At 68.7% G+C, this 22,775-nt stretch carries 26 protein-coding genes; 14 read left to right on the forward strand and 12 right to left on the reverse strand.

Going from position 1 to position 22,775, the window contains the following annotated elements; genetic code table 11:
* Window positions 1-38: 38 nt before the first annotated feature.
* Window positions 39-512, reverse strand: a complete 474-nt coding sequence (locus AC07F3_RS10015; protein WP_479112315.1) for a MarR family winged helix-turn-helix transcriptional regulator — start codon at window positions 510-512, stop codon at window positions 39-41.
* Between the two features lie 135 nt (window positions 513-647).
* Here AC07F3_RS10015 and AC07F3_RS10020 point away from each other — a divergent pair, with 135 nt between their 5' ends.
* From AC07F3_RS10020 to AC07F3_RS10030, 3 genes are all read left to right on the forward strand, one after another.
* Window positions 648-1,517: an MBL fold metallo-hydrolase gene (locus AC07F3_RS10020; protein WP_479112316.1), complete on the forward strand. Its 870-nt coding sequence runs from the start codon at window positions 648-650 to the stop codon at window positions 1,515-1,517.
* 247 nt (window positions 1,518-1,764) lie between these two features.
* A complete protein-coding gene (locus tag AC07F3_RS10025) occupies window positions 1,765-1,926 on the forward strand; it encodes a hypothetical protein (protein WP_479112318.1) in 162 nt (53 codons plus the stop codon).
* A 559-nt stretch (window positions 1,927-2,485) separates the two neighbouring features.
* On the forward strand, window positions 2,486-2,896 hold the full coding sequence (locus AC07F3_RS10030; RefSeq protein WP_479112320.1) for a VOC family protein: 411 nt from the start codon (window positions 2,486-2,488) through the stop codon (window positions 2,894-2,896).
* Between the two features lie 462 nt (window positions 2,897-3,358).
* Here the strand turns inward: AC07F3_RS10030 and AC07F3_RS10035 are convergent, their stop codons facing one another.
* Window positions 3,359-3,904, reverse strand: coding sequence for an N-acetyltransferase family protein (locus AC07F3_RS10035; RefSeq protein WP_479112322.1), 546 nt, complete (start codon window positions 3,902-3,904; stop codon window positions 3,359-3,361).
* Window positions 3,905-4,006: 102 nt separating this feature from the next.
* Here AC07F3_RS10035 and AC07F3_RS10040 point away from each other — a divergent pair, with 102 nt between their 5' ends.
* Window positions 4,007-4,882, forward strand: coding sequence for a LysR family transcriptional regulator (locus AC07F3_RS10040; RefSeq protein ID WP_479112324.1), 876 nt, complete (start codon window positions 4,007-4,009; stop codon window positions 4,880-4,882).
* Between the two features lie 785 nt (window positions 4,883-5,667).
* Here AC07F3_RS10040 and AC07F3_RS10045 read toward each other — a convergent pair.
* The gene (locus tag AC07F3_RS10045; RefSeq protein ID WP_479112326.1) at window positions 5,668-6,159 is read right to left on the reverse strand and encodes a hypothetical protein; all 492 of its coding nucleotides are present in this window, start codon (window positions 6,157-6,159) and stop codon (window positions 5,668-5,670) included.
* Window positions 6,160-6,468: 309 nt separating this feature from the next.
* On the opposite strand from AC07F3_RS10045, the gene AC07F3_RS10050 reads away from it, so the two are divergent.
* A complete protein-coding gene (locus AC07F3_RS10050) occupies window positions 6,469-7,122 on the forward strand; it encodes a cutinase family protein (RefSeq protein WP_479112328.1) in 654 nt (217 codons plus the stop codon).
* Between the two features lie 355 nt (window positions 7,123-7,477).
* The gene (locus AC07F3_RS10055; protein WP_479112330.1) at window positions 7,478-7,885 is read left to right on the forward strand and encodes a hypothetical protein; all 408 of its coding nucleotides are present in this window, start codon (window positions 7,478-7,480) and stop codon (window positions 7,883-7,885) included.
* A gap of 446 nt (window positions 7,886-8,331) precedes the next feature.
* Here AC07F3_RS10055 and AC07F3_RS10060 read toward each other — a convergent pair whose 3' ends face one another.
* Window positions 8,332-8,544: a hypothetical protein gene (locus AC07F3_RS10060; RefSeq protein WP_479112332.1), complete on the reverse strand. Its 213-nt coding sequence runs from the start codon at window positions 8,542-8,544 to the stop codon at window positions 8,332-8,334.
* Window positions 8,545-8,608: 64 nt separating this feature from the next.
* Here AC07F3_RS10060 and AC07F3_RS10065 point away from each other — a divergent pair, with 64 nt between their 5' ends.
* A complete protein-coding gene (locus AC07F3_RS10065) occupies window positions 8,609-8,788 on the forward strand; it encodes a hypothetical protein (RefSeq protein WP_479112334.1) in 180 nt (59 codons plus the stop codon).
* Between the two features lie 55 nt (window positions 8,789-8,843).
* Here the strand turns inward: AC07F3_RS10065 and cyaB are convergent, their stop codons facing one another.
* Entirely contained in the window at window positions 8,844-9,398 is a 555-nt protein-coding gene (gene cyaB, locus AC07F3_RS10070; RefSeq protein ID WP_479112336.1) for a class IV adenylate cyclase, read from the reverse strand.
* A gap of 15 nt (window positions 9,399-9,413) precedes the next feature.
* Window positions 9,414-10,256, reverse strand: a complete 843-nt coding sequence (locus tag AC07F3_RS10075; RefSeq protein ID WP_479113059.1) for a helix-turn-helix domain-containing protein — start codon at window positions 10,254-10,256, stop codon at window positions 9,414-9,416.
* 139 nt (window positions 10,257-10,395) lie between these two features.
* Between AC07F3_RS10075 and AC07F3_RS10080 the strand changes: the two genes are divergently transcribed.
* The 5 genes from AC07F3_RS10080 to AC07F3_RS10100 all read left to right on the forward strand — a co-directional run bounded on the left by AC07F3_RS10080 (window position 10,396) and on the right by AC07F3_RS10100 (window position 14,245).
* On the forward strand, window positions 10,396-10,893 hold the full coding sequence (locus AC07F3_RS10080) for a hypothetical protein (protein WP_479112337.1): 498 nt from the start codon (window positions 10,396-10,398) through the stop codon (window positions 10,891-10,893).
* Window positions 10,894-11,153: 260 nt separating this feature from the next.
* Complete coding sequence (locus tag AC07F3_RS10085; RefSeq protein ID WP_479112339.1) at window positions 11,154-11,621, forward strand: hypothetical protein; 468 nt, start codon at window positions 11,154-11,156, stop codon at window positions 11,619-11,621.
* Between the two features lie 1,036 nt (window positions 11,622-12,657).
* Complete coding sequence (locus AC07F3_RS10090; RefSeq protein ID WP_479112340.1) at window positions 12,658-13,398, forward strand: DUF6879 family protein; 741 nt, start codon at window positions 12,658-12,660, stop codon at window positions 13,396-13,398.
* Complete coding sequence (locus AC07F3_RS10095) at window positions 13,395-13,979, forward strand: helix-turn-helix domain-containing protein (protein WP_479112342.1); 585 nt, start codon at window positions 13,395-13,397, stop codon at window positions 13,977-13,979. The genes AC07F3_RS10090 and AC07F3_RS10095 overlap by 4 nt, the downstream gene beginning before the upstream one ends.
* An 83-nt stretch (window positions 13,980-14,062) precedes the next feature.
* Window positions 14,063-14,245 (forward strand): hypothetical protein, encoded by a 183-nt coding sequence (locus AC07F3_RS10100; RefSeq protein WP_479112344.1) that lies wholly within the window; start codon window positions 14,063-14,065, stop codon window positions 14,243-14,245.
* 31 nt (window positions 14,246-14,276) lie between these two features.
* Here AC07F3_RS10100 and AC07F3_RS10105 read toward each other — a convergent pair whose 3' ends face one another.
* The 3 genes from AC07F3_RS10105 to AC07F3_RS10115 form a co-directional block, all read right to left on the reverse strand.
* The gene (locus AC07F3_RS10105) at window positions 14,277-14,456 is read right to left on the reverse strand and encodes a hypothetical protein (protein ID WP_479112346.1); all 180 of its coding nucleotides are present in this window, start codon (window positions 14,454-14,456) and stop codon (window positions 14,277-14,279) included.
* 42 nt (window positions 14,457-14,498) lie between these two features.
* Complete coding sequence (locus tag AC07F3_RS10110; protein WP_479113061.1) at window positions 14,499-15,509, reverse strand: hypothetical protein; 1,011 nt, start codon at window positions 15,507-15,509, stop codon at window positions 14,499-14,501.
* A 356-nt stretch (window positions 15,510-15,865) separates the two neighbouring features.
* Complete coding sequence (locus AC07F3_RS10115) at window positions 15,866-16,312, reverse strand: hypothetical protein (RefSeq protein ID WP_479113063.1); 447 nt, start codon at window positions 16,310-16,312, stop codon at window positions 15,866-15,868.
* A gap of 63 nt (window positions 16,313-16,375) precedes the next feature.
* Between AC07F3_RS10115 and AC07F3_RS10120 the strand changes: the two genes are divergently transcribed.
* Together AC07F3_RS10120 and AC07F3_RS10125 are read left to right on the forward strand one after the other, a co-directional pair.
* A complete protein-coding gene (locus AC07F3_RS10120; RefSeq protein WP_479112348.1) occupies window positions 16,376-16,639 on the forward strand; it encodes a hypothetical protein in 264 nt (87 codons plus the stop codon).
* Window positions 16,636-17,130, forward strand: a complete 495-nt coding sequence (locus AC07F3_RS10125) for a hypothetical protein (protein WP_479112349.1) — start codon at window positions 16,636-16,638, stop codon at window positions 17,128-17,130. The genes AC07F3_RS10120 and AC07F3_RS10125 overlap by 4 nt, the downstream gene beginning before the upstream one ends.
* Window positions 17,131-17,687: 557 nt before the next feature.
* Here the strand turns inward: AC07F3_RS10125 and AC07F3_RS10130 are convergent.
* The 3 genes from AC07F3_RS10130 to AC07F3_RS10140 all read right to left on the reverse strand — a co-directional run bounded on the left by AC07F3_RS10130 (window position 17,688) and on the right by AC07F3_RS10140 (window position 22,728).
* Window positions 17,688-18,800 carry an AfsR/SARP family transcriptional regulator gene (locus tag AC07F3_RS10130; RefSeq protein WP_479112351.1) on the reverse strand — a complete coding sequence of 371 codons (1,113 nt, stop codon included), beginning with the start codon at window positions 18,798-18,800 and terminating at the stop codon, window positions 17,688-17,690.
* Between the two features lie 278 nt (window positions 18,801-19,078).
* Window positions 19,079-20,161, reverse strand: a complete 1,083-nt coding sequence (locus tag AC07F3_RS10135) for an alpha/beta hydrolase (protein WP_479112353.1) — start codon at window positions 20,159-20,161, stop codon at window positions 19,079-19,081.
* Between the two features lie 122 nt (window positions 20,162-20,283).
* Window positions 20,284-22,728 carry a penicillin acylase family protein gene (locus AC07F3_RS10140; protein WP_479112355.1) on the reverse strand — a complete coding sequence of 815 codons (2,445 nt, stop codon included), beginning with the start codon at window positions 22,726-22,728 and terminating at the stop codon, window positions 20,284-20,286.
* Window positions 22,729-22,775: the final 47 nt, after the last annotated feature.

Here is a 22,775-nt window from a genome sequence, read left to right on the forward strand (position 1 = left end):
CGGCTGCGCTCACCGAGGCGGCCCCATTCGGGTACGCACTACCGGATCAGACGGTCGCACTCCTCGGCGGTGATGTCGTAACTGCCGCGGAGGAACGTCTGGATCGCGGACAGCTGGTCGTCGGTGAAGGTCGTCATCAGCCGCCGCGTGCGGGCGTCGATGTCCGCGTAGAAAGAAGCGATGCGGTCGAGTCCCGGCCGCGAAGCCTCGACGAGCACGCGGCGACGGTCGCTCGGGTCGGGTTTGCGCCGAACGTATCCGGCCTTCTCCAGGCGGTCGATCATGTGCGTGACCGCGCCGGTGGAGCGCCCCAGTTGAGAGCCCAGCTCCCCGGCGGTCGTCACCCCGGCACGGTCGAGTACGTGCAGGCAGAGCAAGTCGGTCTGGGCGATGCCCAGTTGCTGGGCGATCAGGTCGTTCAGACGCCCCAGGGACCCGGCGAGGTCCGTCATCGAGGCGATGATCTGGTTGGCCGGTTCCTGCGGCTGGTCGTCCTGCGGTTTGACGGGCATGCGGCGTCCCATTTACCTTCGCGATCAAGATACTTGACTATGAAGCCAATCTATCCGACGCGTTGCTTCTGCGGCTGAGGAGGGGGAGGTTGCGCCCCCCTGCTCCGGTCCGCCTTACAGAAGGAGCTCTGCCCCATGGACGACTGGTACGTGGACGACCGCTGCACCAACTGCGACGTCGCCCGACAGCTCGCACCCGACCTGATCGGCGAGATAGGCGGGCAGTCGCGGATCCTGCGCCAGCCCGGCGACGAAGCCGAGACACGACGCCTGCACGCGGCCGTCTTCGCCTGCCCGACCCGCTCCATCCGCCCCGCGTCCGGACAGCCCGACAAGGCACTCGACCCGTACCCGATGCCCCTCGACGACGGCGTCCTGTTCTGCGGGCACAACTCGCAGCACACCGCCGGAGCCAACTCCTACCTGCTGCTCCGGCCCTCCGGTACGGCCATGATGATCGACACCCCTCGCTGGAACCCCGCGCTGGCCGACCGGTACGCGGCATCCGGCCGGGTCACCGACGTACTCCTGACGCACCGGGACCACGCGGCGCACGGCCGCCGCTACGCGGATCACTACGGCGCTCGACTGTGGATCCATGAGGGCGACCTCGACGCGGCACCCGACGCCGACCAGGTGATCCGGGGCATCGACCCCGTGGAGATCGCAGACGGCGTCACCGCCCAGCCCCTCCCCGGCCACACCCGAGGCAGCGTGCTCTACCTGGCCGATGACCGGTACTGCTTCACCGGGGACAGTTTCTACTGGTCACGCGCGACCGGTGATCTGGAGGTCGCGGAGAGCGTGACCTGGTACTCCATCGAGGAGCTGGCGGCCTCCCTGGCCAGGACGGCCGATCGGCTCCGGTTCGAGTGGGTCCTGCCGGGCCACGGAGACCGCCGACACCTGCCCGCCGACGAAATGTCCCGCCGCCTGCGCGCCCTGGCCGAACGCGCCCAACTCCTCCAGCCCCGACCGATCGACTTCACGGCGGTGCGCTGGTGAGGCCACGACTCCCCTGACACCGAGCCCCCCATGGCGTCACCCGGCCCCAACTCCCGGCATCCAACCGGGATGCCCTCGGCCCTGGGGATCGGCCGGGCCCCTGCACCGACCCCGCGATCGTCGATCGCCCCTGCTCGTCGGTCGGGTTGGCGAGGATCGGCTCGGCCATGCGCCGTGGGTGCGCCGCACATCCGGATATCACAGGTCCAGCACCCCGCTACCCTTTGCGATCAAGGGGAGGTGTGTCATGGGAAGCATGCTCGTCTTGGCCGTGATCGGCCTGGTGGTCGCCACACTTGGCGTAGCCGTGTTGATGCTGCTGGGCCTGGCGGCGGTGATTCTGTCCGGGTGCTGGCGCAAGCGAACGATCGCGGCTCTGGAACAGGCCGAGCGGGACGCCGGCTGTTAGCCACTCACGGCCCCAGAGCATCTGGCCCGGCTGCGCCGCGCTCCTCGCGTACGTCGCCGCGATGCGGGTGTTCATCCACGCGGGGCGATCCGCCGTCTCCTGGGGGCCTCGGCGGCCGTACTCCGGGGCGCTCGGCGGGCGCACGCGGTGGCTGACTGCACGGACAGGAGGAGCCAGTCGACCGGCACCCATGCCGGCCGAACTGCCCCCCCTGCGGCGCAACCCCATGGCGGCGAAGAAGAAGCCCAGCGACAAATCTCAGCCGTTGCCTTGAGGTCGGTACGAGCCCGTTGTCGGGGTCTCCTGCGAGGACCGCGACCCATCCGTCGCGCAGGTGCACGCCTCGGCGGCCTGCCACGGTGACTGCGAATCCGAGCGCCTGGCGGCGCAGGCGCCTCCGCCGCTGCGCAATCTCACGGGCGGCTCGACGACTATCCGCAATCACAGTGATAGTCACGTCCGGTATGCCGAGCGAAGTCAATGCCAGACCCGCTGGTCCAGCGGTGGGGCAGCGCCAGTCGCACCCAGCACCTTCTTGATCTTGTGGCAAGATCGTCGGATGCTGCGACTTACCGATTTCATCATCGACTGCCCTGACACGATGAAGCTGGCGGCCTTCTACTCCGAAGTGACCGGCCGCCCGATCAAGGAAGGCAGCAACGAGGAGTGGGCCGGCATCCAGTTCGGCGAGATCGAGCTCGCCTTCATCCGGGTCGACGACTACCGCGCTCCGCAGTGGCCCGACAGCGAGCACCCCAAGCAGTTCCACCTTGACTTCGAAGTGGACGAGATCGAGCCCGAGCAGCGCCGTGTACTCGACCTCGGCGCGACATTGCAGCAGGACTCCATCGGCCCCGAGGGCTACGGCTGGCAGGTCTACACCGACCCGATCGGTCACCCCTTCTGCCTGTGCCGCAACAAGGGCGTCACCTGGACCGACCAGGGCCCCATCTGGCCCGAGCGCGGCTAAAGCCGTCCGCCGACCACCCGCACCGACAAAGATCCAACAGAGCCATCCCGGCAACCGCCGCCATGTCGAACGGCCCTGACTCCCAAGGGAGTTGGGGCCTTTTCCTTCGCCGCCAACGTTACGAGCTCGTCGTCAGCGAGCTGCGGCTGCCGCTCCCGGGCACGATGATGTTGGACGGGTACACAAACATGCGAAGCCAGTGGTGGAGGCGGTCCTCCTGGTCGAAAGCCCACTCACCCGGGGTTTCACCAGCCTGTCACGCCAACTGTCCGAACATGCACAGCAGGTTGGAGAGAGATCACCTGCCCCGCCGGTCGTTGGCGGCACCGGGCCCTTCGAAGCCGCTTTCCCGCCAGGCCCGTCCCAGGGACGACGAACATGCGGCCGCCTGCGGCTACCGCACACCTCTTGCGGGCCCCACCCAGGACACCGTTGACTCCTGGCACACATGCCCAGGACCCGTCAGCTGCGGTCCGGTCCCGGGAGCGGAGTGGACTGCAGGCGTTGCATCCACAGGGAGCTCAGGTACTGGCCGTTCTTCACGGCGTACTCATGGAAGGTTCCGATTTCGACGAAGCCGAACTTGCGGTGCAGGGCCACCGACACGTCGTTCGGCAGGGCGATGCCGGCGAGGGCGACATGCACCGGTTCGTCGGCCAAGAGACCGAAGAGCGCACGGTAGAGGGCGGTTCCCAGCCCCTGTCCTCTGCTGTTCTCGCCGAGTCCGATGCTCACCTCGACCGTTTCCCGGAAAGCGTCCTGATCGCGGTAGCACTGGCTGCAGGCATAACCGAGAACCTGGTTGCCGCGCCGGGCGACGAGCATCCGGTACGGACCCGTCTTGGCGAACTGAGCGAACCACTCCCGCCGCTCCTCCATGCGATGCGGTCCGGTGGCGAACCGGGCGTGTGAGGTGGCGGCGGTGTGATTCTGGATGGCGACGATCCCGGGCAGATCATCCGTAGTCGCAGGGACGAGTTCAACAGTGGTCTCGTAAATCTCGTGCAAGAGAGGCTCCTCACCTCACGGGGATGTCATACCGGCACGCTAGAGACGCCGTCGGCCCCAGAGAACCCCATGATCCAAGGGTGCTGGCCATAGGCTGCACCTATGGCCCTGGAACTCGCGGACCTGCGCGTCCTCGTCACCGCCGCATCCACCGGCTCTCTGTCCGCCGCAGCACGTGAGCTGCGCATTGCGCAGCCGTCCGTCAGCGAGCGGCTGCGCCGACTGGAACGGCTCGTCGGTCGGCCACTGCTCGACCGCTCCAGCCGAGGAGTGTCACTGACGCCCGCGGGGGAACGGCTGCTGCCCCACGCACAGCGGTGTCTGGATCTGGCGGCCCGGGCCCTGGACATCGCACGGGAAGACGACACCCAGGGCACCCTGCACGTAACCACCCACGCCAGCTACGCCCCGCTGGCCGTCCCCTTCGTCATCGGCGCCCTGCAGCCGCTCGGATACGCCGTCGTGGTCGACGACCAGCACAGTCAGGACGCCCTCCAGCGGGTGGCCGTGGGCGCGACCGACATCGCCATCACACTGCCGATGCCGCACGCTCACGAGGTGCGGCTGCACCCGTTCCGCAGCGAGCCGGTCATCGCGGTCTGTCACCCCGACCACCCGCTCACAGGACGCCCTTGCGACACTGCGGAGCTGAGCGGCCACCCCCTCGCCGTGAACCTCTGGGGCAGCGGCGCGCACCTCTTCCACGAAATGCTCCTGGACGCCCCCACCCGCGCACATCAGCTCTACCGCGTCAGTTCCGCCGAGACGGCAGCCGATCTCGCGCGCTCCGGGCAGGCGGTCGCCGTTCTCACCCGCGCCACGGTCGAACGCGACCTCGCCGCCCGCACCCTGGTCGAACTCGACGTGAGCGACATGCCCGAATGGCATGTCCCCCTCATGGCTGCCCACCACCGCGAACGCGCCACCGAGCCCGCCATCGCTGCCGTGATCAACGCCCTGAGCCACCTCAAATCCTGACCCACCGCAACCACAGACACCACCACGCGGGATACGCCTCGCCCCCCACGTATCAGCAGCCACGTCCAAGCCGTCCTCACTCTGCACCTGACCAGATCAGACTGAACTTGGAAAAGACCCTTCCTTGACGCACAGTGCGCTGTCGACAACGCCGCATGAGTCAGGCAAAAGTCCACCCATCCAATGCAGTTGCTCCTGCTGATGTGTACGTCGCACTACGAAGCAGAAGAGATCGTCTGGGCGTCCGAGGAACCCCGCCAGGCGATTGAGCACGGCTGGTTCGTTCAGCGAAAGCGCCCCAAGGCGAGGCCCCCGGAGGCCAAGGTTTCCGGAGCCGCCTGACATCTGGCGTCCCGTTACCTGACCGAGATCCGCGTACCCCTCGAGCCTGAACCGTCCCAGCAACGCCCGCCAGCTACCGGGCCGTCCCCATGCAAGCACCAGGCGACCTGTGCGGGACCCGGCCTGTCTGACGGCACTCGTCGAAGCGGGTACCGCGGCACTCGGCGGCGAGGACGAGTCATGACCCAGTACCGGACCAACCCGGCCTACGTGACACCCGAGCCGCGAGGCCCCCAACTCGGCTGGGACAAGGTCAACTTGCACGGCCCCCAGCTCCCTCGAAGTGCGTCAGACGTCGCGCGCGGTGGCGACTGAAGTACTCCACTGCACCTGCCCTTGCCACAGCAGGGCCCCCGGCTGCCGGTCCCGGCTGATCCTGACGCTTGATCAGCGCTCCCAGCGCTGCAGGCCCGTCGCGGGGCCCATGCCTCACAACTCGACGCTCAGCCGACCGGGTTGAGGATGACCGTGCTGATGTTTTCCGACCCTCCGGATGCGGGAGCCGGTGCGGTGAAGACGGCGGAGCACCCGGCGGTGGCCGTCTCGCCGGGGTCTGTCATGGGGATGGTCGTCACGCACAATCCGCCGACCGCTCCCTTGAGGAAGAAGTCCACCGTCACCGACCCGGCGGCCTGGCCCTCGTTGATGAACGTCCCGGTCACGGGGCATTGGGTGTGACTGCATGCACCGTCGAACTCCTCGGCCGTCGCGACGAAATGGGCCTTGGCAATAGAAGGTGCGACGTGGACAGGGGCAATCGGCGGCGAGGAGGTGGGTCCAGGCTGTGGGGTTTTGGTGGACGGAGCAGCCGCTGCGTGGGTGAGTATGGACTCCAACTGTGCGGCGTTGTGCACGCCGAGGAACGTGAGGACGGTTACGGCCGTCCCCGCCGCCGCCCACCAGCGCAGTCCGTCGCGACTTCTGTCATCGGCCACGGAACGCCCCCTGTCACGTCCATGCACAGCGCGAGCGGGTGAGCATACCGAAAGGGGGGCGGACACCTGAAGGCCCCGGGTCGAGTGCCTCCTCGCCAGGGCTTCAGCAGCTCGCTCGACGTACGGCACCCCTCGGGGCAGAACCCTCGGAGTCCTCGCCGTCACCCAGGGCCGCATTGCGACGCCCAGGCCCAACTCCGCACGTTTCATCAGGATGTCATCGGCTGCTGCCAGTGTCGTGAAGTGACCTTGGTCGACGCGTCCCGCGTCGGCAGCGGACGCACGGACCCACTCGATGGGGAGGATCGCATGCGAACAAGGAAGGTCTCGGCCGCGCTGGCCGGGCTCCTCTTGACCGCCGGCCTTTCGGCGGCGCAGGAGTCCACTGCACAGGCGGCGGCTTCATGTGACGGCACCTACACGATCGTCGTCGGTGGCACCGGCAGCTCGTGGAACAACGACGGCTTCTACGGCAACATCCAGCAGCACGTCGGCTACCCCACCCAGATTCCCAACGGGGCGAGTGCCCGGGCAGGCGTCAACGAGCTGAACCGGCTCGTCCGCGACCAGCGGGCCGCGTGTCCCGGCCAGCACGTCAAGATGGCCGGGTACTCCCTGGGCGCCGCGGTGGTGCACATCTGGGTGACCGAGAACTGGCAGACGTTCGACAACGTCAACGCCATTCTCGTCGCGGACCCCAAGCGCCAGGGCCCTCCCGGCGCCAACGGCGGATCGGTCCCGTTCGGCGGCATCGTCGGTCCGCCGCTCGCCGGGGCAGACCGGTTCTTCGGCAACGTCCCCGTCAAGTCGATCTGCCACTGGGACTACGTCTGCGACGAGTCCGCCGGCATCTGGACCTACCCGAACAACCACGTGAAGAACTACCCCGAAGATTTCAACATGGACCACCACAACGACAGCGCCAACGAGCAGTGGTACAACGGCGCTTGGTACCCCTGGTAGTCACGCCGAGCTCGCGACGACGTACCACAGCCGCATTACCTCGCCATCTGTCAACGGCCCAGAACCAACGGCCGCTGACAGGTGGTGTTGTGTTTCGGCTGCTGCGAAGCCTGTGTCACACCGGGCTGCCGTGACCGTAGCCTCGGCGGCTCGTCCCAGGTCAATGCGAGGTTCAGCGAGGCCCAGACCAGCCTCGTCCCTGCGCGGCATCATCTGGTAGGCCTTGCCGCAACAGCGCACCTGAATGCCGCCATCGTCACGGCGCTAGCCGCACTCGTTGCGGGACCCGTGGCCGCGGCGGCCGCCATGTACGGCACCCGCGGCGCATCGCGGGGCGGCCCGGGAGGGCAGCGCATTGACCGGCTACAACAGCCTCACGGACCACCTCCAGGAGGAACGAGCCGAGCAGGGCGGCGAACTCACCGCGGTGCGGGCCGAGCTGGCGGCCGAGCGGGCCGAGGTGGCTCGGCTCAAGGCACTCCGTGGTGCAGCTGGGGGGCGCGCCGTGACGCACGCTGAGCGGTTCCTGGACCACAGCCGCCACCTGCTGTGGATCGCCGCGGCCCTGCTCTTCCTCTGCGGCGCAGTGGCACTGGCGTACCTCCAGATCGACCGGGCCGAGCAGCGCGCCGACAAGCTCGCCGCCGAGGCGGGCCTGAGGGGCACGGCCGTGTCGACACTTGCCGGGGACGTGCGGGCGCTGCGGCAGCAGGTCACGGAGAAGGGAGGCACGCCCGTGGCTCCGGACCCCACAAGGCCGTGAAGAACCTTGAGGATCGGGCCGAGGTGCCAGTACCGATCCCGGGGCCGCCCGGCCCGAGGGGGGATCCTGCGCCGCGGGGAAGCCGGGGCCGACGCTGACGCCGAGCCCGGGCCCGTCCGGCGCGGCAGGCAAGGACGGCGCTGACTCGACCGTTCCCGGTCCCGTCGGCCCCATCGGACCGACCGGCCCGGCGGGGAAGGACGGCGCGGACGGTGCGGCAGGCCGGGACGGCGCGGATGGGCGGCCGCCTGCGGGGTGGACGTACACGGATCCGCAGGGCGTGACGTACTCGTGCGGCCCGGTCGACGGGTTCGATCCGGCTGCGCCTCGCTACGTGTGCCGTCCGGTGAGCGGGTCGTCGACGACGCCGTCCCCGGCCACGCGGCGGGGACTGCTCGGAGTGGGGGCGCTGGCGATGTCGGCGGGGTATCGGCGTCTCGGCGGGGTCAGCTAGGTTCCCAGTCCTCGGGGCCGCCGCCGCGCCATTCGATGAGCGGGGACCGGATGACGTCGAGGTCGTCAAGCCCCTCCATGCCTGCCCGTCGCAGGTATTCGGTGAGATCCCGCAGATCCTGGGCTCGGCCGAGGATCTTCCCGTCGACGCGCACACGGCGGGCGCCGGTCTGGTCCGGCGGATAGACGACGATCACCTTGGCCATGGACCCAGCCTGCGACAAGCCGGATACCACCGCACCCCGAGCGTCTGCCGTGCACAATGACCGCATGACCATGTTCGTCTCCGCGGCCGCGCGGCCCACCATGCCGGCCATGCCTACCCGCAGGGTCCCGCTCGCCGCACGGGCCGCAGCCCAGCACGCTGGCCGTGTCCCGGCTGTCCTGGATCGCGTCACCGCGGCGACCGCGAACGTACCGAGCGCGTCAGCGTTCCAGTCCGCCCTGTAGCCCGCGGCTCTTCCGCCATCCCCCGGCCGGTGCCCGCCGCCGTACCATGCCAGGGTCAACCGCGCCGTGCCCGCACGGCGTCGGTATACAGCTCGGTGGTCAAGTCCGACTCCTCGATGCCCAGTTCCCCAAGGACCGTTCGGACGTCGTCCAGTGCCGCACGCAGATCGGACTCATCCACCATCGTCTCCAGCTCGATGAAGGTCCCATCGATCTCAGGGACGCGCACCAAAGTCGCGAGCATCTTGCGGCCGTTCGCCTCGAAGCCGTAGTTACGGCACCGCTTCTCGAAGGCGACGACCGGCACGTAGCCGAGGCCGCGGAGCATGGCGTGAATGGCCTCAGGGTCGTCGACGCGGGTCTCGTGCTCGGGCTTGGACCCGGACGCGGCGTCAACCTTTGCGCCCTTGTAGGTCAGCAATGTACGAGTCTCGTCTGTGCCGTGGACCGTTCGTACCCGAAGCTCCTCGTCGCCGCGCTCCAGGCGGCCGGCGGGGTCGTCGTAATACGTGTCCTGGTACACCTCGGCGCGGCCCTTGGCTCGCTCGTCGAGACGGCGCAGCACCGTCTCGGGTGCATGGACGTGCGCTTTCAGTTCCGCCTCGATCACGGGCGATCCCCTTCCTCAAACCGTGCGCTCGGCTCCGTCGACGATCGCCTGAACCATCCGCCGGAACCCCCGGTACAGCGGCCCGTGCGGTGTCTCCATTACCTTGTAGCACGCCGACTCGTGCCCTTCCCAGCCTGCGTCAAAAGCCCCCACGAACATGGTGGAATCGGTGCGGATGACCCTCCAGGTGGGCAGCATCCCGTAGCGGTAGACCTGCACATCACAGGTACCGGCCAGCTCGCGCAGCCGGGCCTCGGCGAGCCGTACGCCGCTGGCAAGGGACTCGACGGACTCCCCGATCTCGGCGGCCCGTTGGGCGATGGCGTCGGACTCCGGATCGAGGAGTAGCAAGCGGACGCGCAGGCCGTGGCCGCCCTGCTCGCGCGGCAGGCAAGCCCGGAGGAGGGAGTCGTTCAGCCCGATGAGGCCAAGCCCGCGGACGGCCAAGACGTCGAGTTCCTGGGCGGCGCGGGCCTGTTGTTGGATCTCCTCGCGGGCAGACGCTTGGGAGGCGTAGACGCGCACGACCTCGGGGAACGCGGCCAGGTCGAAGGCTGCGCCGCCGGACCGCTTCTCGCGGCTGGCCGCCAGGCCGAGAAGATGGCGGGCGTCGTCGGGCATGTCGAGACCGTCAGCGATACGCTCGTACACATCGAGGCGGGATACCTCACGGCGGCCGTTGATGATTTCGTTGACGCGGGCCTGGGTCATGCCGGTGGCAACGCCGATCTTCGCCTGACTGGCGCCGGAGTACTGCTGCACGTGCCGGAAGACGCTGCCAATGTCGCGGCGGCGCAATGCCTGGCGCACCTCGGCCCGCTCCCATGCCCACGTCGGCAGGTCGATTCCGGGGTGCATCGGTTGCACGGCTCAACTCCCTTATCCGTGAACGGGATAGGAATCCATCTCACCGTGAGATTACCGCTTGGGTATCGAGCGGGCACTGCATGTCACAGAAGCCTGGCTGCCATAACAGCAGTCGACGGCGGAGACCCTCATGAGCGCGCACATCTCGCATCCCTGCACCGAGACCGAAAGAGCGGTCGCAGAGTGGCTTGCTGGAAGCCTGCCAAGGCCCGGCAACGCCCATCAGGAGTGGAAGGAGAGCCGTGTCGCGGTCCTCGCTCTTGGGCGCCGCTTCTCAGCCGTCCGCCTCACGGAGGAGCTGGTACATGCGGTGGCCGTCGCCGAAGGCGCAACCGAGACCATGATTCTGCGCACGCTGAACGGCCCCGTCATCCACGACCCCTATAGCCACCGCTTCTACGCCCTGGTCCCCTCGTCGCCCTGCTCGGACCTTGGCCCGTACGCGAAGCATCTGGGCCTCGGACACTACGTCGGCGTCCCGTGCGTCGGCGACCACGAGCCGAACGGGACCCACGCCAGCTACTGGGCCGTCCCCATGCGGGCGCCTGGCCACCTGTGCGACCCGGGCCGCGTGGTCGGGCTTATCGGGGTCGGCGCCGCAGCGATCGACGGCGGAGACAGGTCGTGACTCAGTCCCGGACCAGTCCGGCCTACGTGACACCCGAGTGCCGCGAGGCCCGCAAACTTAGCTGGGCCAAGGGCCACTTGCACTGCCCAGGCCCGCTCGACGTACGGCAGCGTTCGGGACCGGTGCCTCTCGAAGTCCTCAAGTGCACCTGCCCCTGCCACGGCAAGGCCCACTGACTCCCCGTCCCGGCCGAACACTCCCTGGCAGGACCGCGGCCGGGACGGGGGCCCGCACCTCCATCCAACGAACGGAGGCACCACGTGAATACCACGACACTCGATCCGCAATCCCTCCTCGGCGAGGACACGTACCGCAGCGTCATCCGCACCATCGTGGACAACAACCCTGGCATGGCCGAGGAGATGGCCGCGCGGATCGCTGCTCAGGGTGTGCTGTTCGTCGTCGCGAGCGCGCAGAATCCCGACGTCTACACCGCGCCGTCCCGTGTCGTGGACGAGGGTTGGCACGCCTTGCTTGGGCACTCGTTCGCCTACATGCAGCTGTGCGAACGGTTCGGCTCGTACGTCCACCACTTTCCGGGCTACGACCCCACGAACTACGACCCGCAAATCCTTGAGCGGACCCGCAGCCTCATGGAGGCCGCGGGCGGCGCCATCGACGAGGATCTGTGGCGGGGCCCCGATGACGAACTGGTGCCGGTAGCGACGAAATGCCAGCACGCCCCGACATGCGCGATACGCCCGATGCCGAAGCCTGAATGGCCGTAGCGTCTAGCCTGTGCGTCAGGAGGTAACAGTGGAGAACGACGAACCAGAGGAGTGGACGGACCCCCGGTACGCGAAGCTCGTCGAGAACTGGCGGCGAGCGCAACGGGAACCGCGGGGAGAGCGTCCAGGACGGGGCTTCCTCGTACCGAAGTCCGAGGCCTGACGCGCACTGCCCCGGTCTGCTAGGCGGGCCGGGGCTTCCCACTGCCTAACGAGGCCTGCGGGAGGGACGCTGATGGTGCCGGCGATGCGATGCAGCAGGCTGAGGCTGGGATCGGTCGTCGCGTACTCGATGCGGTGGATTGCTGTGATCGACGCTGACGCGTTCGGCGAGTCCAATCTGTGTGAGCTGTGCGTTGAGACGTCCGGCGCGGATGCGGGTTCCGATGGCCTGCAGGGTGGACGTATACGGACCCGCGGGGCGTGACGTACTCGTGCACACCGGTCGATGGGCTTGATCCGGCAGTGCCGCGCTACCGGTGCGCGGCAGCAGGCGGGGCAGCGTCTCCGTTGCTTGCGTCGCGGCGGGGCCTGCTTGGGGTGGGCGTGCTGGCGATGTCGTCGGTGTACCGGCGGCTCGGCGGGGAGGTCAACTGGGGTCCCAGTCCTCCGGGCCACCGCCGCGCCATTCGATGAGCGGCGACCTGACAACGTCAAGGTCGTCGATGCCATCGAGTCCGGCTCGGCGGAGGTACTCCGCGAGATCACACAGGTCGACGGCGCGGCCGAGGATCTTCCCGCCGACCATCGCTCGCCGCCCGGGCCACAGCCCAGCACGCCGGCCGCACGCCCGCCGTCTTCGACCGCGTCACCACGGCCGCCGCCACCGTGCCGAGCACTTCGGCGTTCCAGTCCGCCCTGTAGCCCCACGAGCCCCGTAGCTGGCCTTCGGTTCGTGCAGGGGCGCATCCTGCGGCGACATTGCCAGCAATCCGAGCGTGTTACGCGGGTCATTCGCAATCTTTCGCAATCGTCGAGCGCGCACGGGGCCGAACATCACATCCTGGTTCCCCAACACGATTGGATGGAGGGCGATATGACGCTCCGGTTCATCGGCACGACCAGCGACGACGGCGACTGCTCCACGCTGTACGAGGTCGAAGGGACCGAAAACGTCCTCGTACAAGGGGAGCGAGTCACGGACCCAGAGCACCTGGCCCAATTGCGCGACGTGAAGGAGTCCGAATCCCTCGTCACCGTGCCCCGGGACCTGCTCGCCCGGTTCGCTCCCCGAGCTGAGGCGAAGGGCCTCATCCCGTTCTCCGACGTGGCCCACATGTTCTCGGACTTCAAGCACACGGCCTGGCGCCTGGAGACGCGCCGCGGGTACGCCTCGGACCGCGAGGGCACCAAGTGGCAGCGCTGGCAGGCAGGCGGGGACATCGCCGCCGAGCCGTTCGACGACTGGCGGACCAACGTCCGCGAGCAGACCGGACAAGGTAAGCGGTTCGAGCGAGTACGCTTGGTCGACGCCCCGCCGACGGAGGGGCAGCGGTACCTCCTCGCCTCTGGGCTCGGCAACGTGGCCGCGGGCGAGGACATCCGTAACCTTTCCCGCGCGGACGCCGAAAAGCTGGGCCTGCCCGACTGGGACTTCTGGCTCTTCGACTCCCGCACTCTGGTCCGCTTCGTCTTCGACGACCAAGACAACACCCTCGGAGTGGTCGTCAGTGAAGATCCTGCCGAAGTCGTGGCCGCCTGCCAGGCACGAGACAAGGCATGGCACTACGCGATCCGTACCGAGGAGTTCCAGAGGCAGGTACGTTCCACCATGTGAGCACGGACTTTCAGAACGCCAGGATCGCCTTGGGCTCGCGGCTGCGCGAGCTGCGTACTGCAGCGGGCTTCGATGGAAAAGGGATCGCGGAACGACTCGGCTGGCAGCGCTCCAAGGTGTCCCGCTTGGAGCTCGGAAAGCAGACCCCCACCCCAGACGACCTCGGCGCATGGGCGCAGGCCGTCGGCCGACCGGAGCTCGCGGGCGAGCTGACGGGGCACCTGTCGGGCGCCGAAACCAAGTACCGTTCCTGGCGTCGGCAGTTGGCAACCGGGCACCGCGCCCGACAGGAGTTGGCCATTGCGGAGACGGCGGACACCAAGGTGATCCGGGGCCTGGAAGTCGCCCGCATCCCGGGCCTGTTTCAGACGCCGGACTACGCCCGGCGTCACCTGGGGTCCCAGTCCTCCGGGCCACCGCCGCGCCATTCGATGAGCGGCGACCTGACAACGTCAAGGTCGTCGATCCCTTCGAGTCCGGCTCGGCGGAGGTACTCCGTGAGATCACGCAGGTCGACGGCGCGGCCGAGGATCTTCCCGTCGACGCGCACACGGCGGGCGCCGGTCTGGTCCGGCGGATAGACGACGATCACCTTGGCCACGGACCCAGCCTGCGCCAAGGCACATACGACCGCACCCCGAGCGTCAGCCATGCACAATGAGCCATGACCACCACGCTCGTCTCCGCCGCCGCGCGACCAGCCACTCCGGCCGCGACCACCCGCCGACCGGCGCTCGCCGACCGGGCCGCAGCCCAGCGTGCCAGACGCGCACCGACCGCCCTCGACCGCATCACCACGGCCGCCGACAACGTGCCGTCTGCGTCCGCGTTCCAGTCCGCGCTCTGATCAGTTTTCGTCCGGCTCCTCGGCCGGGATCTTAAGCGGCGGGACTGAGATCGTCCCGGGTCGCCTCGCCGCGCATTGCCGCAGCCCACTCCACCAGCAGCTCCAGGTACGCGTCCGAGCCGAGCCCACCGCCCTCGATCAGGGCACGAATCTCCTCATTGATCACCGACGCGGGGCGCACGAAGCCATAAGGCGAGGGAGTGGGAGACATGGATCAAGATTACCGCTGGGCACTGACAATGAAGCTGCCGCTTCAGGAACCTAGAACGTCCGTCAAGTGATCATCGAGGTCGGCGACCCAGTCCGCCCGCCGCCACGGCCGCAACTCCTGCCGGGCCCGCCGCAACCGGATCGCCGGAACCCTGCCGCCCGTCGACGCAGCGGCCAGCACGCACTCGTGTAGCAGCTCCGCCGCCGAACGCGGCTCGCCCATACGGATCCGCGCCAACGCCTGATCGGTACGCACGATCGCCCGCTGCACCTGCTCCCGCGGCGCCGACAACACGGCGGCCGATGCGGCGAAACGGTCATGCGCCAGAGCAGGGTCGCCCACCCACAGCTGACAGACGCCCTCGAAACCCCGCAGATGCCCGGCCGCGAACGACGTCACCGACGGGTCGCCGCTGTGGTCGCGCTCCATGTCGAACCAGGCCAGCCCGAGGGCGGCCTCCGCCTGTCTCTGCTGGCCGGCGCGGGCGGCGATCTCCGCTTGGAGAGCGTGAGCGCGGGCCCGCACGACAACGCTGCCCCCGGTCCGAGCATCTCGCACGGCCGCGTCCACCAACTGGCGCGCCCCGTCGAGACCTTGGGTCGAATACAGGGTGGTCAGGGCGTGGCTCATGTGGACGGTCGCCCGCCGCCATGGGTCCGGAAGCAGCCCTGCCTCGCGGGTCGCTGCCGCGTACAGGCCACGGGAGGCGGTGTCGTCACGGGTCTCGAACGCCAGCCGTCCGGCGAGGGTGTGGGCGGCGACGGACACACCCCGCAGTTGGGGGGCCAATTCGTCGGGCAGCGGGCCGGCCAGGAGCTGGCGGCATGCTTCCAGGGCGGGGGCGAGCATCAACTGGAGCCGCACGAACGGAAGCGAGCTCACCTGCGCGTTGACGTCGGACACCACGCCCGCCAGGCCCGTCACAAGGTTGTCGTCGGTGCGGGACGGGTCGGCCATGGCCGCGGCGAGCCCGGCCTGGACGCCGGTGGAGAGCAGGGCCAGCATGCCACCGCCCTGCTCCGTTGCCGACCGCGCGAGTGCCGAGCGCAGCATCGCCAACTGGGCTTTGTTCTCGCCGAGATGAGCGAGCGCGTCGATGAGTTCGGCGAAGTCCGATCCCGCGCCGAGCGCGACCGTCCCGGCGGGGGTGCGGCCATACAGGTGGGCGAGGAGCAGTTGGTGGCGCTCGTCGGGACGGGTGCGACGCGCGGACTCCCAACGGGCGACGGAGCGTTGCAGCCCGGCGATGGACGGGCAGGGACATGCGGGGCTGACCGAGGCGCTCTGCGATGGAGATCAGGGCGCGGGCCGTCTCCGCGAGCGACAGGCCGCGGCGTTTTCGCAGCGCTTTCAGCATCGCCCCGCCCGTCGCTCCATCGTCCATCACGCCATCGTGGCGCAAAACCCGGCTACACGGGCACGATCAGCCGCGGTTTCCCCTGCTCTGCCGTGTAGTTGAGGGCCTGCCACGTCCCTCCTGTCGACTCGTCGGCGTGCGGGAAGCCGATGGTCATGGAAGCATGGTCGACCATCCACCGGTTCCGGGCGTGGTAGGCGGGGGTGCACAGCTCGACCGCTCCCAGCTCGACGATCTCCTTGATGCGGTCCCTCGTTTGGGCGATGGCCTGCCGTGCGTCGGCAGGCTGCTGGTCGACAGTGCCCGGCACGACGACGGTGAGCTCCGCCGAAGTGTTCCCGGCGAGCCAAACCAGGGTCAGGCTGTCGATGCCCTTGGCGCCGCCGATGTAGAAGTGGCTGTCGGCGAACGGCTGGAGGTACGCCGTGAACAGGGCCGCGTACTCGTTCAGGCTGCGGTGCCCGGTCGCCCGGGTCCCGGTAATCGCCACCGTCCGCATGATCAACTCCGTGTCATAGGGTGTCATATCCCGCCCAGCCTGCCCCGTTGAGATCGTCTCTGCATGGACACCGACCTGCAGAAACTCGCAGGCCACCTGCAGAAACGCGGACTCCATGCCGTCCTCGACGACAGCGAGACCACCCTGCGGGCGGCCAACCCCCTCAGTGCACACCTCACCGAGCAGATTGCCACGACCGACAGGTGCTACGTCACATCGTCCGGCTACGAAATCGGCGAGCGCGGCCACGAGGCCAGCTGCGCCGAGGGCATCGCCCACATCCTCGCCGTACCCGTCCAGACCGGTCCGCGAGAGAAGGCGTCGTGAGCAGCGCGACCGACGCCGCACAGAGAGAAGCCGTGACAGCTTGGCTCGCCGAGAGCCTGAACCGCCCCGGCAACGCCCGCCAGGAGTGGCAGGAGAGCCATGTCGCGGTCCTCGCCCTCGGACGCCGCTTCTCAGCCGTCCGCTTGACTGAGGAGCTGGTCCAGGCCATGGCTGCGGCCGAGGGCGCGACCGCGATCACGGTCCTCCGCACGCTGAACGGCCCCGTCATCCACGACCCGTACGGGCACCGGTTCTATGCCCTGGTTCCGTCCTCACCGGGCTCGGACCTCGGCCCGTACGCCAAGCACTTGGGGCTTGGCCACTACGTGGGCGTTCCGCGCGTGGGCGACCACGAGCCGAACGGCACCCACGCCAGCTACTGGGCCGTCCCCATGCGTGCCCCCGGCGATCTGTGCGACCCCGGCCGCGTGCACAGCATGATCACCGGTGGTACTGGGCTGCTGAACCAGGAGAAGGCGGCCGACTCGTGACCTCGACGCAGACCCAGCAGGGATACGTGACTCCCGAATGCCGCGAGGCCAACAAACTCCGATGGGCGGTCGGACACCGTCACTGCCCCGGCCCGCTCGACGTACGGCCATCGTCAGGATCAGGCGTTCTCGAAGTGCTTACGTGCGCCTGCTCCTGCCACCGCAGCCCCCACTGACTCCCCGTCCCGGCCGAACACCCCGCTGGCAGGACCGCGACCAGGACAGGGTCAAGCAAGCACCTTCCCACCGACAACCCGGGCATGGAGCCCGACCTCGCGGCACGCATCCTCACGGTACCTGTGCGCCCGGCTCGGCGGGTTCGTGCGCCACCTTCCCGAACGGCCCGACCCCGGCCGGTTCAACGCCGCCGCGCTGGAACGCACCTTGACGGCAATCGAGGACGCCAGGTACGGCATCGACGCAGACCTATGGCGCTCCCCCCGACGACCAGCTCGTCTCGGTGGCCGCCAAGTGCCAGCACTCCGACGACGGCGGCCCGATCGTCATCACCCCTGAACCCCAGCCGGCGGGTGAGTTCGCCTGCCGCGAAGCCTGTGTCACACCCGGCTGTCGTGACCGTGGCCTCGGCGGCTCGTCCCGGGTCCATGCGAGGTTACGGCGAGGCCCAGACCGGCCTCGTCCCCGCGCAGCATCATCTGGTGGGTCTGCCGCAGCAGCGCACTCGGCGAGACCCCCAGGTCTTCCGCCAGACGGTGGCGGACCCGGTGGAACACGGCCAGCGCGTCGGCCTGCCTGCCGCTGCGGTACAGCACGCGCATCAAGGTCCCGGCCACCGGTTCGTTCAGGGGCTGCTCCCTCGACAGCGCGAACAGTTCCGCGATCGCCTCGGTATGACGGCCCAGCCGCAGCTGCCACTCCACCTTCCGCTGCACGAGGGCGGTCCTGCGTTCGGTGAGGCGCAACCGCTCCAGCTCCGCGAGCGGTCCGGGCAGACCGGCCAACAGCTCTCCGCCAAACAGGTCCAGGGCCTGAGCACACAGCCGTACCGCCTCGGCCGGTTCGTTCGCGCGGCTGGCTGCCGCGGCGTCGGCGGCCAGCTGCTCCATGCGGGCCACGTCCACGTCGACGGCGTCGGAGGCCAGGCGGTAGCCGCCCCGGTCGTGCTCGATCACCGAGTCCGGCCGGTCCCCCATGCGCAGGGTCTTGCGCAGGCGGTAGACGTACACCGGCACCACGTTCGTGGTGGGCGGCTCCATCCCCCACACCCCGTCCAGGAGTTCCTGTCTGCTGACGGTCCGTCCCGGGCACAACGCCAGCGCCGCCAGTACGGCCTGCTGACGCAGATGCCCCAGGTTCAGAGGCCGCCCGTCCCGCCACGCCTGCGGCGGCCCCAGCAGGGAGATCCGCACTCGTGGCCCGGCAGTCCGGCCGGAGGCGCCCGAGCGGGCCGGGCTCCCGGGCTGCGGGCGAGGGCCACGGCCGGCCACGACGAGGCCGCAGTCGAAGGCATGGGCGATGGCGGCGGCCCGGTCACGCAACCCGAGCTTCGCGAGGACGCGGGCGAGGTGCCCGGCCACCGCGCCCTCGGGCACGGCCAGCGCGGCCGCTATCTCCTCGTCCCGCAGGCCGCACCCGACCCCGTAGAGCACCCTGCGCTCCAGGTCCCCGAGCGGGGCGGGTGGCCGGCACATGGCGGCGGACGTCGGCATCGCAACTCCCCGGTGTTCGTCTTGGCGGACGCCGCCGACAAAGTAGCGGCGGGAGCGCCGGGTGGGACATCCGGAACGATCGGGAGTGACAGCGGGATCGAACCCGAAGGGACCGGATCGACGACCTCTGCGGCCTTCCAAGGAGCTTGCTGATCAAGGGAGTTGACCGCCTGGCCGTTGCGGGCAGCGGCTCCGCAGCAGATTCCCGGAACGCGACTGTGGGTGGCACGGCCTGCTTTCGAGGCCGTGCCACCCACCTCCCCCGACTGTGCGGAACGTCAGGAGGCGAAGGCCCTTTCCAGCCTGGGGATCAGGTCCCGGAGGTCCTGTTCCCAGCAGCCCCCGTTGTGGCCGCCGTTGCACTGGGTGCCCCAGGCGGCGCCGTCGCCGTAGTCGACGTACGTGTAGGACATGCCCAGGGCGTCCATCCTGTCCTTGACGTGCTTGGACGCGCCTTCGAGCCAGAATTCCGGCTCGGTGGCCACTCCGCGTCCGTTGCCCACGTAGACCGAGACCCCGACCCCGCCCGCCTTGAGTTTGTCCATGTGCTGGGAGGGGTCGACCTCGTTCCACCGCCAGTCCGCGTTGAACACGGGGTAGGGCGAGCCGAACAGGGCGTCGCTGTCCACGGCGGGCTTGTAGGGATCATTGTTGGGGTCGCAGGCACCGGACGACGAGCCGCAGATCACGCCCTGCGCGTCGATGAGGGAGGCGACGACCGCCAGCCGCAGGTCCATGGAGTCGGCCGACAGGTCGATGTCCCCCGACAGGGACGCGGTCTGGCTGAACAGCTCGGGGTGGTCCTGGGCGTAGTGGAAGGCGCCGAACCCGCCCATGGACACACCGGCGATGGCCCTGGCCTTCTTCGTGGCGATGGTGCGCAGGTTCGCGTCGATGAAGGGGATCACCTGCTTGAGGTGGAAGTTCTCCCAGTTCTGGGCTCCGGCCGGGGTCTTCTGGTTGAGCCAGTTGGCATACCAGCCCCGTGCGCCGCCGTCCGGAATGACGGTGATCATCGCGTTGGAGGTGGTCAGCGCGGGATAGTTCTGCTGAATCGGGTCGTCCGGGGAACCGTGCAGGAAATACAGCACGGGATAGCGCTTGGCCGGGTCGTCGTAATAGCCGCTCGGCAGAATGATTTTGATGTGGTGGCTGCCCGCGACCTCGGGGGTGGTCACGGTGAGGTAGAAGTTGGTGGGGCCGCCGGTCGCCCGCTCGACCTGGGTCAGGCCGAATCCGTCCGTCATCGGCGGCGGCGTGGTGGCGTCAGCCGCTTGTGCCGAACCAGTCGGCAGGGCGATTCCTACGACGGCGACCATCAAGGCCAGCACTGTTCGCCATCTGCTCATCGTGCTCAACATGATTTTACCCCTGGGGAGTTCGGCCGTTGCGCGGCGCGAAAGGTATCGGAAGGCGGTGAAATACCGGTGAAGGGGCACGCCGGATGCCGTCGTCGACGCTCCGGCGTGCCGGTGCGGCAGGCTCAGGACAGGACCTTGATCTGCAGTTCCGGTGAGGCGGCGATCTGCGCCTCGGTGTACCGCTCGGTCACCCACTGGCCCGCCGAGAACAGCTTCGTCTGATCGGCGAAGTGCGGTGAACTCGGGTCGGCCGACTGGGAGTAGGTCAGGACCGAGGACGCCTGGGGCGGGCCGTCGGCGGTGAAGAGCACCTGCTGGATGAAGCTCGACCCGAAGACGATGTCCAGCTTTCCGTCGACCATGCCGGGCGTGACCACGTTCAGCACCCCCAGTTCGCTGATCGCGCCATGGATCGGGATCTGCTCGCCGTTCCGCGTGATCTTCTGGACGTCCGACAGCTGTGCGTTCAGCGGAATTCCCGCATTGCGCAGTGCGAGCACCGCGCGGGCCAACGCATCACGGACGGCCGAGTTCCCCGGGTCCAGTGAATTCGGCGTGTGTACCGGGTCCTTGGGGTCGAAGGGCACCTTCCACGGCAGCTTCTCGATCGCCTGACCGTTCTGCAGATAGGCCCAGTAGTTCTCGAACAGCCACGAACCCCGGCTGCCGGAGCTGTACTTGTGGTCCTTCCACGCGGCCAGGATCGGGCATGCCTCGCTCACATTGACCAGATTGCCGTCCACCAGGACGAGTCCGAAGGGGACGCCCTGGCATGCCCGGACCGTGGCGTCCAGGGCCAGATCGGCGGCCCTGCTGTTGTCGGCGAACAGCGACTGCCGCATGGTGTCCGGCGTGAATCCCCGGCCGGGCAGGCCGTCGGTGCCGTTGATCCGGTTCTGCGCGGTCAGGATCAGCTCCTGGGTACGCAGCGACCGGGGCTGGGCCGCGTCGCCCATGACCCGGGGGAAGCTCAGCGGCTGGTCGGGGTTGGCCAGCCAGGCGCTGTCGTTGGCGTTGCCCACGAAGTCGGAGCGGATCAGGCGCGGCTGCTTGTGCGGGTCGAGGAGGCCCGGCGCGACCGCGTTCGGATCGTCGGGCCAGTCGCACTCGCTGCGCTTGCCGTCGAAGATGGAGATCGGTGGCACGTTCGGCAGCCTGAGGTTCTGGTTGAACAGCTGCTGACCGGTCAGGGTGAGACACGACTGGGCGTGGTCGTCGGTGATGTTGGGGGTGGCCTGGATGTCCGCGTACAGGGCATTGCCCTTGCGGTCGGAGGCGATGGTGTTGAAGAAGGGCACGCCTTCCGTGGACTCCAGGGTGTCCACGACACCGTTGACGTCCTTGGCCTGATCCAGGTGGAACCAGGTGTTCAAGGCCCGCAGGTTGTCCATGTTCACATCGCGCACCGCGTGCGCGCTGACCACCCACGGCAGCGGGACACCCTGCAAGGACGTGGTGATCGGTCCGTACCGGGTGGACCACATCGTCCGGGTGACCTTGCCGACAGAGCCGTCGGCGTTGAGCACGTCGACGCCGACCTGCTGCGAGGTCATCTTCTGCCAGGCGCCGTCCACCAGGTAGTTGGTCGGGTTGAGCGGGTCCACCTGCACGTCGAACAGTCCGAACGGGGCCACCGTGGCGATCGTGTGGCTCCAGGCCACGTCGTCGTTGTGGCCGATGTTCACCGCGGGGAAGCCGAGCAGGCTGGCCCCGGAGACGTTGACCTTCCCCGGGATCGTCAGCTGGCTCTGCCACATCCGGTTCTTGCCCTGCCAGGGAAAGTGCGGGTTGGCCAGCAGCATTCCGGTGCCTCCGGACACGCCCTGCGAACCGACGGCGAGGGCATTGCTGCCCATGCTCTGCTGACGGCTGACCGCCATCGCGTCGCGGATCTTCTTCGCGGTCTCCTCGGGTGAGGCCGCGGGCGGCGCGGCCTTCGACGCCCCCGGGGGCGCGACGTTGACCTCGCCGTCCAGCAGGGCATCGGCGCTGCCCATGATGATCTCGGCGTGGGCGTGCCGGTAGACGTCCAGCTCCGTGATGGGGCGCACCCAGGCCTTGCCGCGGCAGGTGGGGTCCGAGATGTTGTTCACGCCCGTCTCGGCCAGGTACCGGTTGTAGCCCTGGACATAGCCGCGGATGGCGTCCTTGACCTCCGGCTCAGGACCGTTGGGGGCGGGCTGGTCGACGAGTCGCTCCACCACGCGGTTGTCGTTGATCCGCTGGAAGTACAGGTCGCTGTTGAGGTTGGTGGTGGTGTTCTGGTTCTCGCCGGGGCTGGCCTTGCCGTCGGGCCCCAGATAGCGGGAGCGCTGGGCGTCGACCATCAGGTACGTGTCGGCCAGGGTGCAGATGTTGTCCTTGGCCGCGGCGTAGCCGTAGCCCGTGCCCAGCCCCGCCCAGTCGGAGGCGATGATGTGGGGGATCCCGTATTCCGTGTAGCGGATCGTCGGCTTGTCCGGCGCCTGCCCGTCGGCCGGTGGCCCGGCGGCCACCATGGTGCCCATCACCGCCACCGCGGCCATGACCGCCATCGGCAGCCGCGCTCTCAGTCTCCTCCGCGCCATCGAGCCGTCCTTCCCCTCGGACCCAGACCCTTGTCTGAACGCGGACA

The sequence above is a fragment of the Streptomyces sp. NPDC045846 genome, from assembly GCF_056431605.1.

What these genes read in the sequence shown, in the direction of transcription:
- AC07F3_RS10025 (WP_479112318.1), top strand. Translation starts at nt 1,765, where the DNA reads ATGGGAAGCATGCTCGTCTTGGCCGTGATCGGCCTGGTGGTCGCCACA.
- AC07F3_RS10030 (WP_479112320.1), top strand. Translation starts at nt 2,486, where the DNA reads ATGCTGCGACTTACCGATTTCATCATCGACTGCCCTGACACGATGAAG.
- AC07F3_RS10140 (WP_479112355.1), bottom strand. Translation starts at nt 22,728, where the DNA reads ATGGCGCGGAGGAGACTGAGAGCGCGGCTGCCGATGGCGGTCATGGCC.
- AC07F3_RS10040 (WP_479112324.1), top strand. Translation starts at nt 4,007, where the DNA reads ATGGCCCTGGAACTCGCGGACCTGCGCGTCCTCGTCACCGCCGCATCC.
- AC07F3_RS10120 (WP_479112348.1), top strand. Translation starts at nt 16,376, where the DNA reads ATGGACACCGACCTGCAGAAACTCGCAGGCCACCTGCAGAAACGCGGA.
- AC07F3_RS10015 (WP_479112315.1), bottom strand. Translation starts at nt 512, where the DNA reads ATGCCCGTCAAACCGCAGGACGACCAGCCGCAGGAACCGGCCAACCAG.
- AC07F3_RS10115 (WP_479113063.1), bottom strand. Translation starts at nt 16,312, where the DNA reads ATGCGGACGGTGGCGATTACCGGGACCCGGGCGACCGGGCACCGCAGC.
- AC07F3_RS10110 (WP_479113061.1), bottom strand. Translation starts at nt 15,509, where the DNA reads ATGCTGCGCTCGGCACTCGCGCGGTCGGCAACGGAGCAGGGCGGTGGC.
- AC07F3_RS10065 (WP_479112334.1), top strand. Translation starts at nt 8,609, where the DNA reads ATGACCATGTTCGTCTCCGCGGCCGCGCGGCCCACCATGCCGGCCATG.
- AC07F3_RS10090 (WP_479112340.1), top strand. Translation starts at nt 12,658, where the DNA reads ATGACGCTCCGGTTCATCGGCACGACCAGCGACGACGGCGACTGCTCC.
- AC07F3_RS10130 (WP_479112351.1), bottom strand. Translation starts at nt 18,800, where the DNA reads ATGCCGACGTCCGCCGCCATGTGCCGGCCACCCGCCCCGCTCGGGGAC.
- AC07F3_RS10050 (WP_479112328.1), top strand. Translation starts at nt 6,469, where the DNA reads ATGCGAACAAGGAAGGTCTCGGCCGCGCTGGCCGGGCTCCTCTTGACC.
- AC07F3_RS10020 (WP_479112316.1), top strand. Translation starts at nt 648, where the DNA reads ATGGACGACTGGTACGTGGACGACCGCTGCACCAACTGCGACGTCGCC.
- AC07F3_RS10060 (WP_479112332.1), bottom strand. Translation starts at nt 8,544, where the DNA reads ATGGCCAAGGTGATCGTCGTCTATCCGCCGGACCAGACCGGCGCCCGC.
- AC07F3_RS10135 (WP_479112353.1), bottom strand. Translation starts at nt 20,161, where the DNA reads ATGTTGAGCACGATGAGCAGATGGCGAACAGTGCTGGCCTTGATGGTC.
- AC07F3_RS10080 (WP_479112337.1), top strand. Translation starts at nt 10,396, where the DNA reads ATGAGCGCGCACATCTCGCATCCCTGCACCGAGACCGAAAGAGCGGTC.
- AC07F3_RS10075 (WP_479113059.1), bottom strand. Translation starts at nt 10,256, where the DNA reads ATGCACCCCGGAATCGACCTGCCGACGTGGGCATGGGAGCGGGCCGAG.
- AC07F3_RS10105 (WP_479112346.1), bottom strand. Translation starts at nt 14,456, where the DNA reads ATGTCTCCCACTCCCTCGCCTTATGGCTTCGTGCGCCCCGCGTCGGTG.
- AC07F3_RS10100 (WP_479112344.1), top strand. Translation starts at nt 14,063, where the DNA reads ATGACCACCACGCTCGTCTCCGCCGCCGCGCGACCAGCCACTCCGGCC.